The sequence below is a fragment of the Chryseosolibacter histidinae genome (assembly GCF_018598225.1).
Taxonomy (GTDB): domain Bacteria; phylum Bacteroidota; class Bacteroidia; order Cytophagales; family Cyclobacteriaceae; genus Chryseosolibacter; species Chryseosolibacter histidini.
In genome coordinates this window covers 1-16,357 of the sequence record NZ_JAHESF010000056.1, presented here as the reverse complement: position 1 = coordinate 16,357, position 16,357 = coordinate 1, and the positions used below count along the sequence as shown (strand labels likewise).

Genomic DNA, 16,357 nt, shown 5'->3' with positions numbered 1-16,357 from the left:
CCGGTTTGAGGCGATTTCAAAAATAAGCTTTAACGCTGACTTTTATAAATCCATAAAAAAAAGCTGCCCGGAGACAGCTTTAAGTATGCGCTAAAATAATTGCTATTGCTTTATGATCCGTTGTAAATCGCCGGTTGGTTGCCGATCGGCGCACTAGGCATTTTTCCATTTGATGCCACAGCCGATAGCCCGGGTCTTGGCGGCGGGCACGGCCTTGTTGCTGAGCAGCGCGTCAACGGCATCTTCTACATATTTTTTACTGGCCGAGCTGGCATCCCTGGCGTTGTCGTCAATGGCGCCGATGTAGGCTACCGTGAAAGCGCCTCCTTCATTCTTCAGCACAAACACGTGGGGTGTGTTGGTGGCACCGAAGGCCCGGGCAACATTTTGTGTTTCATCTACCAGGTAGGGAAAGTCGTATTTCTTCCTCTTGGCCAGGGCTACCATTTCATCGAAAGAGTCACCCTCTGAATCTGATGGGTCGTTGGCATTGATGGTGATCACGGGAAAACCCTGGGCCGCGTACTTTTTGTTCAGGGCGATAATGCGGTCGTTGTAAGCTTTAGAATAGGGACACGTATTACAATCGAAGATCACAATGACGCCTTTACCACTCTTGTAGTCAGAAAGCGACACCATTTTTCCATCAACGTTTTTCAGCTTGAAATCAGCCACGGTATCGCCTACCCCGTAATTGGGGGCTGCAGTTCTGCCGGCCGTCAGCGCAGCAAAGCAGAGCATCAATAGAATGGGTTTTATAAGTTTCATAGTAAAACGTGTTTACGCAAAGGGCTGGAATAAGTTATTGAACTTCTGCAATGAGCTTCTCAAGATCGCCTTCGTGCAGTTGCCTTTCAATGAATTTTCTTTGACCGGTTTTCGGATTGATCACAATGGTAGCCGGTAAGGCGCCAGACCAGCTCTTGTCGATCTTACCGATCCAGCTGTTGGCGTTCTGCTCATTCAGCAATAAAACTTCCGATTGCAATTTTTTACGGTCGAGGAATTTATACACCTTTTCAGGATTGGGATCCAGGTCCAGGTCCATCGAAACCAGCGTTACTTTCACGTCAGATCTTTCGGCATGCAGCTTCTCGAAGAGCGGCAACTCTTTAATACAGGGGGCGCACCAGGTAGCCCAGAAATTGATTACCCTGATCTTGTCAGACTTGGTTTCCATGATCTGCTGAAGCTTGTCGAGCTTAACCACTTCGGCCTTCTGAGCGGCAGCTCCAAAGACCACACAGCTCATGATCATTGCAATGATGTTCTTCTTCATATTAAACAATAAGACAATAATTCATCCAAAATAACTATAAACCCGGGTAAGAAATGAAAAATTCCGACGCTGATCAGGCGACAATAAAAACTTCAATTTCAGATACTTAGAAAGTCGGCGATTTTAGCAAAAAAGATATCAACAAAATGAAGCAGTTATCCACATTACCGTAATATTGTCATTTAAGTAACTGATTTATAGTAATTTACGAGCTGCTTTATAAATCATTTCTTTGTGGACAACTTATTTCAAACATAAGTTACAACAGCAATGCACAGGCTTTTTCAGCTTTTTGTAAATAGCACAAAATGACTTTAAAGACGATGAGTAAAAGCGGCAATCGTATCTGCGATCTTTTTTCTATCGAGTTTCCAATCGTTCAGGCGGGCATGGTCTGGTGCAGCGGGTGGCGCCTTGCTTCTGCTGTGAGCAACGCCGGTGGCCTCGGCCTCATTGGCGCAGGCTCTATGTATCCTGAAGTACTGCGCGAGCACATCCGTAAGTGCAAGGCAGCAACAACCCGGCCCTTCGGTGTAAATGTTCCGCTGCTGTACCCGGAGATAGACACCCTGATGAAGATCATCACAGAAGAGCAAGTGAAAATTGTTTTTACATCGGCAGGCAACCCGGGTACATGGACCGGTTTTTTAAAAGAGAAAGGTATTACCGTAGTGCATGTGGTGTCCAGTACGAAATTTGCGCGCAAGGCTGAGCAGGCGGGCGTTGATGGAATTGTGGCAGAAGGTTTTGAAGCGGGCGGGCACAACGGTCGTGAAGAGACAACAACCCTGGTGCTGATACCGATGGTGCGCGATGCAGTTTCTCTTCCGCTGATCGCCGCTGGTGGCATTGCCGACGGTAGGGCTATGCTCGCGGCAACGGTACTGGGTGCGGAAGGTGTTCAGGTAGGCAGCAGGTTCGCCGCCAGTGAAGAATCGTCTGCGCATCGATCGTTCAAAGAAAAAGTGACCAGCGCTGCGGAAGGAGACACGATGCTCACTTTAAAGCAACTAACACCTGTAAGGCTGATCAAGAACAATTTTTTTCAGCAGGTACAGCAGGCGGAGCAGCGGGGCGCCAGTGCAACCGAGCTGAGCACTTTGTTGGGCACACGCCGGGCAAAGCGTGGTATCTTTGAAGGTGACCTTGAAGAAGGCGAACTGGAGATAGGCCAGGTGGCTGCGGCCATCAGAAAGATCCAGCCGGCGGCAGAGATCCTGCAGGAAATGTGGCAGCAGTATGTGAGCCTCAGAAAAACACTTTGCACGTGAAGATGTGACGGGACAAGAAGTTGTTATCCTGTGTGTACGCTAACATTAACTTTTTAACACATGAGGTATACCAAGATCAAAGAGACGTGCCTGTATGTTCATGACCTGGAAAAAGCAAAAGTCTTTTATCATGAGGTGCTGGAGTTGCCGTTGATCAGTTACGTGCCGGGCAAACACCTGTTCCTTCGCGCGGGCAGCTCGGTGTTGCTGTTGTTCAATCCTGAAGATTCTAAATTAAAAAATTCTCCACCGGCGCACTTCGGCGGAGGCAAACAACATTTTGCGTTTGAAGTAAGCAAAGAAGATTATGCTGCAGCGAAGGCAGAGATCATCTCAAAAGGTGTTGCTTTGATAGATGAGGTTACCTGGAAAGGTGGTGAAACATCGTTCTATTTCAACGACCCTGAAGGCAACGTCCTTGAAATTGTACCGGATGCAGGTATTTGGGATTAATACTTTTCCAAAGCCAGGTCAGGCTCCATGTCTCGCGCAACCTCACTAACAATCGTTTCCTTAACCGGAGTAATCCTGGTGCGGAAGACGTTTTCATACCAGAAATTGTAATCTTTATACTGGATACACTGGCCAACAACTTTGCCTTCGATCATGATCTTGATGAAAAGATCATTTCGTGACACCAGTTTATCCTGCTGTGCGAGGGGTAGCTCCTGGAGTTGAACATACTCGATCCCCTTAAATATTTTACGATCAGCCTTCATAGACAACAACTACACTTAAATAATGATTTGTTACGTGTTGTAACCAACGGGGGATGCAAAAATAACAACAAATTATTTCTGTGCGACACTTCCAGTATTACTAAATTTTGAATATTGCCTGGAACATGGCCACGCGCGCGTTTTTCGATACACCTGTTGAATACCTCAAAGGAGTAGGTCCGCAACGTGCTGTGCTGTTGAACAAGGAGCTGAAGATTTTTACGTTCGGAGACCTTATACAGCACTATCCTTTTCGTTACGAAGACCGCACAAGATTTTTTTTGATCAGCGAGATCGAAGAAGAGATGCCTTATGTTCAGATCAAAGGCAGGATCACCGGTAAAGAGCTGATCGGTGCCGGCGTAAAAAAAAGATTGGTGGCACATTTTGCCGATGACACAGGGCAAGTGGAGCTCACATGGTTCCAGGGCATCAACTGGATCAACGAGAAGATCAAAACCGGTGTCGACTACGTTGCTTTTGGCAAGCCGGCAAAATACGGTAACCGTTTCAGCCTGGCGCATCCCGAGCTCGAACCGCTCTCCGCCCGCAATGAAAAAGAGAGCTCCCTTCATCCGGTTTATCCGCTCACAGAAAAATTGCGCGGCAAACATCTCGACAGCAAAGTATTGTCAAAGCTTATTCACGAGCTGCTCACACTGGCCAAAGACAGGATCCGTGAAACTTTGCCTGCCCGCCTGCTCAGCCAGCACAAGTTCATCTCCAAGCAAGACGCGTTACGCAACATCCATTTTCCCCAGCATCATCAGGCGCTGGCCCAGGCACAGGCGCGACTGAAGTTCGAAGAGCTGTTCTACATTCAGCTGCGCCTGCTCAAAATGAAGCTTGTGCGGAAAGACAAGTTCAGGGGCCAGGTTTTCAACGATGCATCGCTGGTTACAAAATTCTACAATGATCACCTTCCGTTTGCGCTCACGCAGGCACAAAAAAAAGTGATCAAAGAGATCTATGCCGATCTGCGGTCGGGCCAGCAGATGAACCGGTTACTGCAGGGCGATGTGGGAAGTGGTAAAACCATCGTTGGCTTCATCTGCATGCTGCTTGCGGCCGGAAGCGGTGCGCAAAACGCTTTGATGGCGCCCACCGAAATTCTCGCGCAACAACATTTCAACAACCTCAGGAAACATGCCAGCAAGATGCAGCTTACGATCGAGCTGCTCACCGGCTCCACCAAAAAATCTGACCGCAAACGTATTCACGAATCACTCAGGGATGGCTCGCTCAACATCCTGATCGGCACACACGCGCTGCTGGAAGAAGAGGTGCAGTTTCGCAACCTTGGCCTGGCCATCATAGATGAGCAGCACCGGTTTGGCGTAGCGCAACGATCGAAGCTCTGGCAGAAGAACAACGAAGCTTATCCGCATGTGCTGGTGATGACCGCCACGCCCATTCCGAGAACATTGGCCATGACCCTTTACGGGGATTTGGATGTATCTGTGATAGACGAGCTGCCCGCAGGCCGCAAGCCCATCAAAACCGTTCATCAGTATGATTCGCATAGGCTGCAGGTTAACCAGTTTCTGCGCAACCAGATCGCGGCCGGCAGACAGGTATATGTGGTGTACCCGCTCATCGATGAATCGGAGAAACTCGACCTCAAACACCTGATGGACGGTTACGAAAGCATCAGCCGCGCGTTTCCCGATATCGCGATAAGCATTGTGCACGGCAAAATGAAACCCGAGGCCAAAGATTACGAGATGGCCCGTTTCATAAAAGATGAGACCAAGATCATGGTTGCCACCACGGTAATTGAAGTGGGCGTGGATGTTCCCAATGCCTCGGTGATGGTGATCGAGAACGCCGAACGTTTTGGCTTGTCACAACTTCACCAGCTGCGGGGCCGTGTGGGCCGGGGGGCAGAACAATCGTACTGTATCCTCATCACCAACTTTAAGCTGGGCAAGGAGTCGCGCGCGCGCATTGAAACGATGGTGAAAACCAACAACGGTTTTGAGATCGCTGAAACAGATCTTCAGCTGCGCGGTCCGGGCGACCTCATGGGAACACAGCAGAGTGGTGTGCTCGACCTGCTCATTGCTGACCTGGGCAAAGATGGGCCTGTGCTGCAGCAGGCGCGGCAAAGTGCTATCGATGTGCTGGATGACGACCCTGACCTGCAAAAGCCTGAAAACAGCGTGATCAGAACGCAAATAGAATCCTCGCGTAACAGCACCGTTAACTGGAGCCGGATATCGTAATAAAAACTAAACACCTTCCGGGTTTTTTCGAAAGCCATATTAGTTTAAATTTGAAATCTGCCCGAATTTTATGAGACCACTCTTTTCCATTTTATTCACGTGCTGTGCATTGACGTTGTGGGGCCAGGCTGGTAACTATTTTCTGTCGCACTACTCGCCCAGCGAAGAACGATTCGACTATGTGTGTTTTGACATGGACCAGGATTCGAAGGGTGTGCTGTATTTCGCCACCAAGGCCGGCATCCTCGAATTCGATGGCCGCGATTGGGACCTGCTTCCCGGTTTGTCTGCAGTCTATAATATAGAAGTGAATGCTGCAGGCGAGATCTACTGGGCCGGCGCAAAAGGTTTCGGCAAGGTGAGTCCCGATAAACACGGGTTTCAGCAGGCGGTATATTTATCAGACTCCACCATTGTCAATGTTTTTCAAACGCTCCTCGTAAAAGATCAGGTTTACTTCCTCACAGAAGAGGCCGTGTACATATTCGATGCGCAGAAGCAAACAACCGCCAGCATCAAACCCCTTTCTTCGGAGCATACTTTCCTCAAAGTGTTTGAGCTGTTCGGATCGGTCTACGTCAACACCGATCATGGCACTTTTAAGATCGACCAGAACAAGCTCATCGATTCAGGTCTTAACCTGAATGAAGAAGTGGTTTTCTTTTCCAGGATCGATAACAGCTATGTGATCGGCACAGCCAGCAACAAACTGTACACCTGCAGCGAAACGCCGGAGCTCAGACAGGTGGTGCTTCAGGATCAGGCATACATCGATGCCAGTGTGATCGTGAGCGGAAGCTGGCTCAACCGTCAGCTGCTGGCACTGGGCACGTTGCGCGGGGGTGTCATCTTTATCAATCCCATCAACGGTGTTACGCAGGAGATCATCAACTATGGTACAGGCTTGCCCGATAATGAAGTTTTTGAGTTGATGACCGATGCCAAGCAGAATGTGTGGGTGGCGCATGACTACGGATTCACGAAGATCGCGCCTTACCTGCCCTTGCGTTCCTTCAGCCACTATACCGGTCTGCAGGGAAACCTGCTCTGCGCGCTCTCGTCACAACAAACCGTATATGTAGGCACATCGCTCGGCCTGTTCAAGCTTGAGAAGACCGATGTGTATGATGAATTGGTCTATTATGTAGATGTGGAGGTTAAGCCCACGGCCGGAAGAAGCCAGCCTGCAATGACCGCACCGAAGCAGGAAACACCCAGCGGTGAATCGAAAAAAAGCGGGCTCTTCGGATTTCTGAAACGTAAGAAGAACGCTCCGGCCGAAGACGCGAGTGCCACGGAAGAGGTGCAGCCCAGCCCCCCGCTTCAGCCAAAATTCCGCCGGCAGAAACGAACAGAAAAAATACTGCGCTCATCGCAGTACGAATTCAAAAAAGTGAAGGGCATCGATGCCAAGGTCACCCACCTTGTGGAAGTGCAGGGCAGGTTGCTGGCCTCGGGCCTGGGTGGTCTTTTTGAGATCAACAACCTGGCAGCCAAACCGATCATGGAAGTACCGGTGCGTTACCTGTATGCGCCTTCCAACAGCGACTTCGTGATCGTGTCGGCCTACAACGATGAAGTGCGCACGCTGCGGTTCACGGGCAACACCATCGAGAACTCAAGTCTTTTCAACAATGTGGCTGACCAGATCAACTACATCTTTGAAGGTGTGAACAACGAGCTGTGGCTTTGCGGCATCAACAAGATCTATCGTGCCGATGTAAAGGGAGGTGATGTACGCCACAAACAAACCATCGAAGCACAGCTGCACAATACAGACCGGACCGTGGGCGCCGTATGGAATGGCCAGATCGTGCTGGCGAATGCCGACGGTTTTTATTTGGTGGAGCGACAGAAGAGCGCGCTTGTAAAGATCGATTCGCTTCCGAAGCCCTCGCAGTATTTTGCGCATAATGGAAGCGTTGTTTACCGCGATCGCCACGGCTGGAATTTTCTTGGATCGGCCGCAGCCGGCAACAACCTGCAGCTGCTGAATGTATTTCAGGACCTGCGCTTCATCACTTCCGACAAGAATTCACCCAACCTGTGGCTGATCAGCGGAGGCAACGAGCTGTTCAAATTCTTTGGCGACAAAGATATACCGGTAGGGGATGCCTTTCCTCTCTTTTTAAAATCCATCGTCAACCAGGACAAGCGGATCGTGAAGCTCAGCGAGATCGTTATGGATCAGGAGCACAGCTCTGTCAAGTTTGAAGTGGTGCAGCCCGACTATATCAATCCGCAGGCCGTTGAGTACCGGTACCTGCTCAAAGGCATGCAGGACACGTGGTCTGAGTGGGCGAGCAACAATGATGTGATCGATTTTCCGTATCTGCCCACCGGTAACTACACCCTGCAGGTGGAGGCGAGGAATATTTTTGGCAAGATCAGCACCCTTGAGCCGCTGTCGTTCGAAGTATTGCCGCCATACTGGAAACGTTCATGGTTCTATGGGCTGGAATTTGCCGTGTTTGCTTCCCTGGTGATGCTCTCGTTCAGGCTGAGCACACGTTACAGAATTGTAAGCCGGGTGTTGTCGCTGCTCACCATCATTTTGCTGATCGAGCTGCTCCAGACCGCCATCGGCGCAACCATCAGCCTGAAGAACAGCAGTCCCGTGATCGACTTTTTCATCCAGGTGGTGGTGGCGCTGCTGGTACTGCCGGTGGAAGGCTACCTGCGCAACCTGATGCTGAAGTCGCTCGATTCAAGTGGCAAGCTCTATAAGTTCATTGTTCCCCAGGCGTCGCCCATGCATATGCGCGGGAAACCTGAAAAATTCATTGTAGAGAAAGAAAAAGAGACCTCGGGCCAGAATAAAAAATGACCGCTGTATCGGCGTACCCCGCCGGCTCCTGATAAAAGGGAAATAAAAAAAGCCTTCTCCGGAAGAAGAAGGCTTGTGGTGATGGAGGGAATCGAACCCCCGACACAAGGATTTTCAGTCCTTTGCTCTACCAACTGAGCTACATCACCTTAAAAAACCATCACCCGCCATAAGCAGGGGGCCACAAAAGTAGATAAATTTATATTTGGTGCAAAATATGACTTTGAATTATTAAGATTACAGCGATAATAGTTCGCATGATACAACAAATAGCCTTTATCGCCACCCTTGCCGCCGCCGTCTACTTCATCAGCCGGCGTGTTTCAGGCATCCGCAAGAATATCGGACTGGGAAAGAACACTTTTCGTACCGATCAGCCACAGGTTCGCCTACGCAATATGATGCTGGTGGCCTTTGGTCAGAAAAAGATGTTCAAAAAGTTTATCCCGGCCATACTCCACCTCTTTATTTACGTGGGATTTGTAGTGATCAACCTGGAAGTGCTTGAGTTTGTGATCGATGGCCTTGCCGGTACCCACCGCATTTTTGCCCCTTACCTCGGCGGTTTCTACGGTGTGCTCATGAATATCTTTGAGTTCCTTGCCGTGGCGGTGCTGCTTTCGTGCGTGTTCTTCCTTATCCGTAGGAACATCCTGAAGGTCAAAAGGTTCTGGATGTACGAGATGACAAAATGGCCCCGGCTGGATGCCAACATCATTCTTTTTACGGAGATCGTGCTCATGCTGGCCATCCTTACCATGAACGCCACAGACCAAATACTTCAGCAGTCAGATCCTCACTATGCGGCTACCGGTAAATTGTACTTCAGCTCCATGCTGATGCCCATCTTTGACTCGTTACCCGTTTCAACACTCTTATTTATAGAGCGGTTCGCCTGGTGGTTTCACATCATCGGCATTCTCGCTTTTGCCGTGTATGTCACCTACTCCAAACACCTGCACATCTTCCTGGCATTTCCCAATACCTACTTCGCCAAAATTGAGCCCAAAGGGCATATGAACAACATGCCGGTGGTGACCAATGAAGTGAAGATGATGCTGGGTTTACAGGACGCGACCGCCGCACCACCCGCCGAACCCGGCAGGTTTGGCGCCAAAGATATCAACGACCTTCCGTCAACCAGTCTCATGGGCGCTTATTCATGCACCGAATGTGGCCGCTGCACAGCAGAGTGTCCGGCCAATCTCACGGGAAAAAAATTGTCGCCCCGCAAGATCATGATGGACACGCGCGACCGGATGGAGGATGTTCGGAAAAGCCTCGACAAAGGTGGCCCCGGCCTGCAGGATGGCAAGACCCTGCTGAATGACTACATCACTAAAGAAGAGATCAATGCCTGTACCAGCTGCAATGCCTGCGTGGAGGCCTGCCCGGTGCTGATCAACCCGCTGGAGATCATCCTGGAGCTGCGCCGATATGTTTCCATGGAAGAGTCAGGCGCGCCGTCGTCATGGAACTCGATGTACCAGAATATCGAGACCAACTTTGCCCCATGGAAGTTCTCGCCTTCAGACCGCTTCAACTGGTCAAAAGACTAAATCAAAAATACAGCTAAACAACTTACAGACATATCAGCATGAATGTTCCTACGCTCGCCGAAATGACCTCAAGGGGAGAGACCCCGGAAGTAGTTTTTTGGGTTGGTTGTGCCGGCTCGTTTGACGATCGTTACAAACGCGTTACCCGGTCGTTCGTCAGCATCCTCAACGCCGTGGGTATCAAGTTCGCGGTGCTCGGCACAGAAGAAACCTGTACGGGTGATCCCGCGCGCAGGGCTGGCAATGAGCTGCTGTTCCAGATGCAGGCCATGAACAATATCCAGGTGCTGAACGGCTACGGCGTAAAGAAGATCGTTACGGCTTGCCCGCACTGCTTCAATACCCTGAAGAACGAATACCCCGAGTTGGGCGGTAACTATGAGGTGATCCACCATTCGGTTTTCCTGCAGCAGCTTATCGAAAGCGGGCAGATCAAAATGACGGAAGGCGGGTCTTTTAAAGGAAAAAAGATCACGTACCATGATTCCTGTTTCCTGGGCCGCGCCAATAATATCTATGAAGCGCCGCGGGCCGTGCTCGAAGCGCTGGATGCAGACCTCGTGGAAATGAAACGATGCCGTACCACAGGACTCTGCTGCGGGGCCGGAGGGGCACAGATGTTCAAGGAGCCCGAAGCGGGTCGTAAAGACATCAATGTAGAGCGTACGGAAGAAGCGCTGGGAACCGGGGCCACCACCATAGCCGTGGCATGCCCTTTTTGCATGACCATGATGAGCGATGGCGTTAAGAACAAAGAGCGCGAGGCCGAGGTCAAGGTAAAAGACATTGCAGAACTAATTGCTGAGGCTCAAGGTTTACGCTAGAGAGAAAAACCAAAAACAGCATGTACGTTCCGTTCGATTCCATTTCACCCTCATCCCGGATCTGGGTTTATCAGTCCAGCAGAAAATTTACCCCGGAGGAGAGCGAAATGATTGCTGCACACCTCGATTCGTTTACCCGGGGATGGGCGGCACACGGCCAGGGCCTGAAAACCTCCTTCCTGATCCCCCACGATCATTTCATTATTCTGGCGGCGGATGAATCGCATTACGGTGCCAGCGGCTGTTCCATCGACAGCTCGGTAAGGGCCATCAAAGAAATTGGGCAGCAGCTTGGGCTCGATCTGTTTGACCGGAACCTGGTAGCTTTTAAGGATGGGAATGCTATCAAGCTGGTGAGGCTCCAGGACCTGAAACAAAAATACATGGAAGGTATATGGAGCGAGGCCACCCCTACGTTCAATAATTTGGTCTCGGAAAAAGGTCAGTTGGAAACTTCGTGGGTTGTTCCTGCCGGAAATACGTGGCTGAAACGATATGTGCCTGCTCCCAAAGTAGCTAGCTGACGCAATATTTTGTAGTTTTATATGCTATTTCAGCAATTTATGAGGTACACCGGTTTTGCATTATTGATCATTGTTCTGCTTGCGGCCTGCAGTGCCGAAAAAAAGGCAAACAAAGCTTTCCGTCTCGGTAAATATCAGAACACTATCGATATCTATAAGAAAAAGCTGGCCAACGATCCCAACGATGGCAAAGCCAATTTTTACGTGGCGGAGTCGTACCGGTTGTCTAACAGGCTGAAGGAAGCCGAGCCTTATTACGCAAAGGCCGGGGGCCGCGGTCTGCTGAAAGATTCGATCCAGTTTTTCCTTGCCGAGGCACAAAAAGCCAATGGCAAATATGACGAGGCACGCAAGACACTGGAAGCCGTGATCGCCAGCACACCCGATGAGAAATTCAAGAACCGGTTAGAAGCATACCTGAATGGCATCGACTACCTCGAAAAGCTCAACGAGCGCCGCAGCTATTATAAGGTAAAGAACCTGGAGCTCATCAACACGCCATCGGCAGAATATTCACCCGTGTTCCTCAACAACGAGCTGTACTTCACCTCTTCGCGCGGCAACGGAAAAGTTTATGAAGCTACCGGCACACCCTTTACCGATATTTATAAGGTAGCATCGCGCGGCGCCAATGTAGACCTGGCTACCGTGGCCACGTTGCCCGAAGGTATCAACTCAGAAAATATCAATGACGGTTGCATCACCTTCTCGCCCGACGGCAAGATCATGGTATTTGCAAAAGGCAACTCAGGCAAAAGAAAAGGCACCAACGATGTTGATCTTTACCTGACGAGGTTCAGAAATGGTGCGTGGACGGAGCCGGTTGCCCTGAACATCAACGACCCCGATGCCTGGGATTCTTCTCCGGCCTTCAGCCCCGATGGCCGTACGTTATATTTTGCCTCTAACCGCAAGGGCAGGGCAAGGGAACGCGCAGGTTATGGCGGCACGGACATTTACTCTGCACAGATGGACTCACGTGGACGTTTTTCACGCGTCAGGAACCTCGGCCCTGAGATCAACACGGCAGGAAATGAGCTGTTCCCCTACGTGGCAGAAGATGCCAAACTGTACTTTGCATCAGACGGACATCCCGGCTATGGTGGACTTGACCTGTTTGTGGTGAAACGCGTCAACGGCAAGACCGTGATCGAGAACCTCGCGCAACCCGTCAACTCTAACGGTGACGACTTCGCTATTTTCCTGTTCCGCGCAGACCGTGGATTCTTTACCTCCAACCGCGACGGAGGCAAAGGTGATGACGATATCTATACCTTCATCAATGAAGACCCGAACCTCAAGGTTGTCAATTATTATCTGCAGGGAGTTACCTATACGCCTGACAGCGTAGGCAAACTTCGCATCCTGCCGAATACAAAGGTGTCGCTGATCGATCACAACGGCGATGTGATGCAGGATTTTGTGACCGGCAATGATGGCAAGTTCCTTTTCCGCATCTATGAGAATGAAGATTACAACCTCATTGCCGAGACAGACGGCTACCTGGTGAAGCGGCAAGCTTACACTACACGCGGCCGTGGCGTGGATCCTTCCACATTGAAAGAGCTGGTGACGAACATTACCCTCGATACCATGGTGGTGCTGGATAAGATCGACCTCAACAAGTACTTTGTACTGGATAACATCTACTACGACCTCGATAAGGCCAATATCCGCCCGGATGCGGCAAAAGAGCTTGACAAGCTGGTGCAGCTGCTGATCGATAACCCGGAGATCAAGATCGAGCTGAGCTCACACACAGATAGCATCGCTACGGTGGAGTACAACCAGGACCTTTCGCAGCGCAGGGCCGAATCTGCCGTGAAGTACCTGGTCGACAACGGTATCTCGCCTGACCGCCTCGTGGCGAAAGGATATGGCGAGCTGAGGCCTATTGCCCGCAACACCAACCCCGACGGCACCGACAATCCCGAAGGCCGTGACCGGAACAGGCGTACTGAATTCAAGATCCTCGAGGTAGGGGTGATACCCAAGACCATTGAAGAGGAAGAGGAGTTTGACGAGGATAAGTACTTCAAGTCGGACGGGAATAATTGAGAAGAAGTCAGAAGTAAGGAGTCAGGAGGGGACGGCCTAAGTCACGGTGGTCCTGATCTTGACGATACCCTCTTTCTAAAAGCCCGCCCATTCCTGAAATAACTTCGCGGCCTTTGCGCATTTCTTTGCGCCCTTTGCGTGAACCTACTATTTTTGCTCCCATAATTCAGAACTATGAACCATCGCATTGAAAAGGATACCATGGGAGAAGTTCAGGTGCCGGCAGACAAGTACTGGGGTGCACAGACCGAACGCTCACGGAACAATTTTAAGATTGGCCCTGAGGCCAGCATGCCCAAAGAGATCATCTACGCTTTCGCCTACCTGAAGAAAGCTGCGGCGCTGGCTAACCATGAGCTTGGTGTACTTCCGGCGGAGAAAAAGGACCTGATCGGCAAAGTATGCGATGAGATTCTGGCCGGCAAACTCGATGGAGAATTCCCGCTGGTGATCTGGCAGACAGGTTCCGGCACCCAAAGCAACATGAACGTGAACGAGGTGATCGCCTACCGCGCCCATGTGCTGAGCGGAGGCAAGCTCACAGACGAGCAAAAGATCCTTCACCCCAATGATGACGTTAACAAGTCGCAATCTTCTAACGATACATTCCCTACGGCCATGCACATCGCGGCCTACAAGCAGACGGTGGAGATCACCATTCCCGGTATGCAGAAGCTGCGCGATACGCTGGCCAGGAAATCTGCCGAGTACAAGAACATTGTGAAGACGGGACGTACGCATTTTATGGATGCCACACCCCTCACGCTGGGTCAGGAATTCTCAGGTTACGTTCAGCAGATCGACAACAGCCTGCGCACCATCAAAAATGCGCTTGAAGCAGTGCGCGAGCTGGCGCTGGGTGGTACGGCCGTGGGCACAGGCCTCAATACACCGAAAGGTTATGATGTACTGGTGGCGAAGAAGATCGCCGACCTCACAGGCTACCCTTTCGTTACGGCCCCCAACAAGTTCGAAGCACTGGCGGCGCACGATGCCATGGTTGAGCTCTCGGGCGCCCTGAAGCGCGCAGCCGTGGCGCTGATGAAGATCGCCAATGACATCCGCATGCTGAGCTCCGGTCCCCGTTGCGGCATCGGAGAGATCCTGATCCCTGATAATGAGCCGGGCTCTTCTATTATGCCCGGAAAAGTGAATCCCACACAACCCGAAGCGCTTACCATGGTATGCGCACAGGTGATGGGCAACGATGTAGCGGTGTCAATAGGTGGCGCCAACGGTCATTTTGAGCTGAACGTGTTCAAACCCGTGATCGCCGCCAACGTGCTTCAGTCTGCCCGCCTGATTGGTGATGCCTGCGTATCGTTCAACGAAAAATGTGCGATTGGCATTGAGCCCAACAAGGATATCATTCAGCAGCACCTGGAGAACTCGCTCATGCTGGTAACGGCGCTCAACACCCACATCGGCTACGAGAAAGCAGCCAAGATCGCCAAGACAGCGCACAAGGAAAACAAGACCCTGCGCGAAGCTGCCATCGGCCTGGGCTACCTTACTTCAGAGCAGTTCGATCAGTGGGTAAGGCCTGAAAAGATGGTAGGAAGCCTTGAGAAATAGGGCTTTTTTACGAATTCAAAAAAATATTTGTACTTTTATTTGAGATTTTTAGCGAGTGAAACGTCCAGGCATGGAAGTTTGTGTGGATTGGAATTGAAAACAGACGTTGCACGTGTTCATGCGAACATCAATTTTTTAAACATATGAATAACAGACTGATTCTATTTTTTTGTCTGGCTTTAATTTTTTCAACTACCAACACTTTCGCACAGCTGTCAAAACAGGAAAAAAAGGAGTGGAAGAAAAAAGCCAAGGAGTTCTCCAAAAATCCTGCTAACCTCAAGAGCCTGACCGAGGAAAAAGCAGCCGCAGAAAGTCAGGTGGCATCGCTGAACCAGAAGCTCACCCAGCTTCAATCCAGCGTAAGCGATAAAGATGCGCGTCTCGCAGAGCTTGAAGACCAGCTTTCACAAACCAGGGCACAGCTCACCACTGCCAAAGCAGAGCTCACGCAGCTGAAAGAAACACCGGTGATCAACCCGATGGACTTCTCCAAAGGTGTGGTGTTCAAAGTTCAGATCGGCGCTTTCAAGAATAAGGATCTTGCCAAATACTTCGAGAACAACCCGAACTTCGGTGGCGAAGTAAAAGAAGGTGAACCTCAAAAAATCACCATCGGCATCTTCCGCGATTATTGGGAAGCCGATACCTTCAAAAAGTACATGCGCGAAATGGGTGTGAAAGATGCGTGGATCGTTCCCTACCGCGATGGCCAGCGCGTGGAGATCAAAGATGTGCTGGAAGGTGTAGTGGGTGACAAGCCCGCGGAAGGAACCAACTAACATCGTGCAAGCCTGATAGCACTTCTCCCTGAGAAGCATAGCGTAATAGATTCGGTTACAGATAAAAAGATCAGAAAGCAGTATTCTTGTACTGCTTTTTTGCTGTAATCGGGGTAACTCCCCGCGCTCGCAGTTATGCTTTGGCGAAAGAATGTATTATCTTCAAAAACCCTTTCAGAAAAACCCCCGCTATGATAAGGACCCTTTGTCTATTGCTCCTTGGAACGTTATCGCTTTCATGTTTTGCGCAGGTACGATTTGAAAAACTTGTGATCAGACCCAGGGAAGTTTATACGCTAACACCTTCTGACATTATTGTGTCCGATACGTTGATTATGATGGACTCGTCGTGCATCAGGCTGAACAATTTAAAAACGGAAAACTATATTCGCGCCCAGGTTGTGATCATCGGGAAACACTGCAGGATCGATGGCAGAGGTACGCAGGGAAAGAAAGGTACCAACGGCGTCACATCGCTCGCACCGTCAGGCCCATGCCAGAACGGAGCGCATGGCAGGAATGGTGGGCGTGGACTGGACGGCACCGCGGGGCTGAATCTTTTTCTTTATATTGATAAGTTGAATTCCATCGGCAGCCTCATCATCGATCTTTCAGGAGGTAATGGTGGCGATGGTGGCAATGGCGGAACAGGCGCTGGCGGTAGCCCCGGCACCAAATATTGCAGTGGGGGCACCGGGGGCAACGGCGGAAGCG

At 50.5% G+C, this 16,357-nt stretch carries 13 protein-coding genes, 1 tRNA gene and 1 pseudogene; 11 read left to right on the top strand and 4 right to left on the bottom strand.

Translation table 11 applies throughout. The features are described 5' to 3' along the window. Positions 1 to 153: 153 nt before the first annotated feature. Together KK083_RS29550 and KK083_RS29545 are read right to left on the bottom strand one after the other, a co-directional pair. Positions 154 to 768, bottom strand: a complete 615-nt coding sequence (locus KK083_RS29550) for a thioredoxin family protein (RefSeq protein ID WP_254169758.1) — start codon at positions 766 to 768, stop codon at positions 154 to 156. A 34-nt stretch (positions 769 to 802) separates the two neighbouring features. Beyond that, a complete protein-coding gene (locus KK083_RS29545) occupies positions 803 to 1,279 on the bottom strand; it encodes a TlpA family protein disulfide reductase (protein ID WP_254169757.1) in 477 nt (158 codons plus the stop codon). 308 nt (positions 1,280 to 1,587) lie between these two features. Between KK083_RS29545 and KK083_RS29540 the strand changes: the two genes are divergently transcribed. After that, positions 1,588 to 2,550 carry an NAD(P)H-dependent flavin oxidoreductase gene (locus KK083_RS29540; RefSeq protein ID WP_254169756.1) on the top strand — a complete coding sequence of 321 codons (963 nt, stop codon included), beginning with the start codon at positions 1,588 to 1,590 and terminating at the stop codon, positions 2,548 to 2,550. Positions 2,551 to 2,610: 60 nt separating this feature from the next. Further along, positions 2,611 to 3,003: a VOC family protein gene (locus KK083_RS29535; RefSeq protein WP_254169755.1), complete on the top strand. Its 393-nt coding sequence runs from the start codon at positions 2,611 to 2,613 to the stop codon at positions 3,001 to 3,003. Here the strand turns inward: KK083_RS29535 and KK083_RS29530 are convergent. Beyond that, complete coding sequence (locus tag KK083_RS29530) at positions 3,000 to 3,269, bottom strand: hypothetical protein (protein ID WP_254169754.1); 270 nt, start codon at positions 3,267 to 3,269, stop codon at positions 3,000 to 3,002. The two genes, KK083_RS29535 and KK083_RS29530, sit on opposite strands and share 4 nt — an antisense overlap. Positions 3,270 to 3,394: 125 nt before the next feature. Between KK083_RS29530 and recG the strand changes: the two genes are divergently transcribed. Both recG and KK083_RS29520 read left to right on the top strand, forming a co-directional pair. After that, positions 3,395 to 5,494 (top strand): ATP-dependent DNA helicase RecG, encoded by a 2,100-nt coding sequence (gene recG, locus KK083_RS29525; protein WP_254169753.1) that lies wholly within the window; start codon positions 3,395 to 3,397, stop codon positions 5,492 to 5,494. 70 nt (positions 5,495 to 5,564) lie between these two features. Next, positions 5,565 to 8,321 carry a triple tyrosine motif-containing protein gene (locus KK083_RS29520; RefSeq protein WP_254169752.1) on the top strand — a complete coding sequence of 919 codons (2,757 nt, stop codon included), beginning with the start codon at positions 5,565 to 5,567 and terminating at the stop codon, positions 8,319 to 8,321. Between the two features lie 76 nt (positions 8,322 to 8,397). On the opposite strand, the gene KK083_RS29515 is transcribed toward KK083_RS29520, so the two are convergent. Then, a tRNA-Phe gene (locus KK083_RS29515) sits at positions 8,398 to 8,470 on the bottom strand. 108 nt (positions 8,471 to 8,578) lie between these two features. Between KK083_RS29515 and KK083_RS29510 the strand changes: the two genes are divergently transcribed. The 7 genes and pseudogenes from KK083_RS29510 to KK083_RS32590 all read left to right on the top strand — a co-directional run. Further along, the gene (locus tag KK083_RS29510; RefSeq protein ID WP_254169751.1) at positions 8,579 to 9,880 is read left to right on the top strand and encodes a 4Fe-4S dicluster domain-containing protein; all 1,302 of its coding nucleotides are present in this window, start codon (positions 8,579 to 8,581) and stop codon (positions 9,878 to 9,880) included. Between the two features lie 38 nt (positions 9,881 to 9,918). Next, the gene (locus tag KK083_RS29505; protein WP_254169750.1) at positions 9,919 to 10,704 is read left to right on the top strand and encodes a (Fe-S)-binding protein; all 786 of its coding nucleotides are present in this window, start codon (positions 9,919 to 9,921) and stop codon (positions 10,702 to 10,704) included. Positions 10,705 to 10,724: 20 nt separating this feature from the next. Further along, entirely contained in the window at positions 10,725 to 11,228 is a 504-nt protein-coding gene (locus tag KK083_RS29500; protein WP_254169749.1) for a hypothetical protein, read from the top strand. Positions 11,229 to 11,267: 39 nt separating this feature from the next. Next, positions 11,268 to 13,286 carry a CHU_0125 family OmpA-like outer membrane integrity protein gene (locus tag KK083_RS29495; protein ID WP_254169748.1) on the top strand — a complete coding sequence of 673 codons (2,019 nt, stop codon included), beginning with the start codon at positions 11,268 to 11,270 and terminating at the stop codon, positions 13,284 to 13,286. 174 nt (positions 13,287 to 13,460) lie between these two features. Further along, positions 13,461 to 14,861: a class II fumarate hydratase gene (fumC, locus tag KK083_RS29490; RefSeq protein WP_254169747.1), complete on the top strand. Its 1,401-nt coding sequence runs from the start codon at positions 13,461 to 13,463 to the stop codon at positions 14,859 to 14,861. 143 nt (positions 14,862 to 15,004) lie between these two features. Further along, positions 15,005 to 15,643 carry an Ezrin/radixin/moesin family protein gene (locus KK083_RS29485; RefSeq protein WP_254169746.1) on the top strand — a complete coding sequence of 213 codons (639 nt, stop codon included), beginning with the start codon at positions 15,005 to 15,007 and terminating at the stop codon, positions 15,641 to 15,643. A gap of 191 nt (positions 15,644 to 15,834) precedes the next feature. Then, a pseudogene (locus tag KK083_RS32590) lies at positions 15,835 to 16,357 on the top strand (hypothetical protein); the annotation flags it as partial.

Bases quoted from the DNA above. Each gene is read 5' to 3' on its own strand.
- KK083_RS29550 (WP_254169758.1), bottom strand. From the start codon at position 768: ATGAAACTTATAAAACCCATTCTATTGATGCTCTGCTTTGCTGCGCTG.
- KK083_RS29545 (WP_254169757.1), bottom strand. From the start codon at position 1,279: ATGAAGAAGAACATCATTGCAATGATCATGAGCTGTGTGGTCTTTGGA.
- KK083_RS29540 (WP_254169756.1), top strand. From the start codon at position 1,588: ATGACTTTAAAGACGATGAGTAAAAGCGGCAATCGTATCTGCGATCTT.
- KK083_RS29535 (WP_254169755.1), top strand. From the start codon at position 2,611: ATGAGGTATACCAAGATCAAAGAGACGTGCCTGTATGTTCATGACCTG.
- KK083_RS29530 (WP_254169754.1), bottom strand. From the start codon at position 3,269: ATGAAGGCTGATCGTAAAATATTTAAGGGGATCGAGTATGTTCAACTC.
- recG (WP_254169753.1), top strand. From the start codon at position 3,395: ATGGCCACGCGCGCGTTTTTCGATACACCTGTTGAATACCTCAAAGGA.
- KK083_RS29520 (WP_254169752.1), top strand. From the start codon at position 5,565: ATGAGACCACTCTTTTCCATTTTATTCACGTGCTGTGCATTGACGTTG.
- KK083_RS29510 (WP_254169751.1), top strand. From the start codon at position 8,579: ATGATACAACAAATAGCCTTTATCGCCACCCTTGCCGCCGCCGTCTAC.
- KK083_RS29505 (WP_254169750.1), top strand. From the start codon at position 9,919: ATGAATGTTCCTACGCTCGCCGAAATGACCTCAAGGGGAGAGACCCCG.
- KK083_RS29500 (WP_254169749.1), top strand. From the start codon at position 10,725: ATGTACGTTCCGTTCGATTCCATTTCACCCTCATCCCGGATCTGGGTT.
- KK083_RS29495 (WP_254169748.1), top strand. From the start codon at position 11,268: ATGAGGTACACCGGTTTTGCATTATTGATCATTGTTCTGCTTGCGGCC.
- fumC (WP_254169747.1), top strand. From the start codon at position 13,461: ATGAACCATCGCATTGAAAAGGATACCATGGGAGAAGTTCAGGTGCCG.
- KK083_RS29485 (WP_254169746.1), top strand. From the start codon at position 15,005: ATGAATAACAGACTGATTCTATTTTTTTGTCTGGCTTTAATTTTTTCA.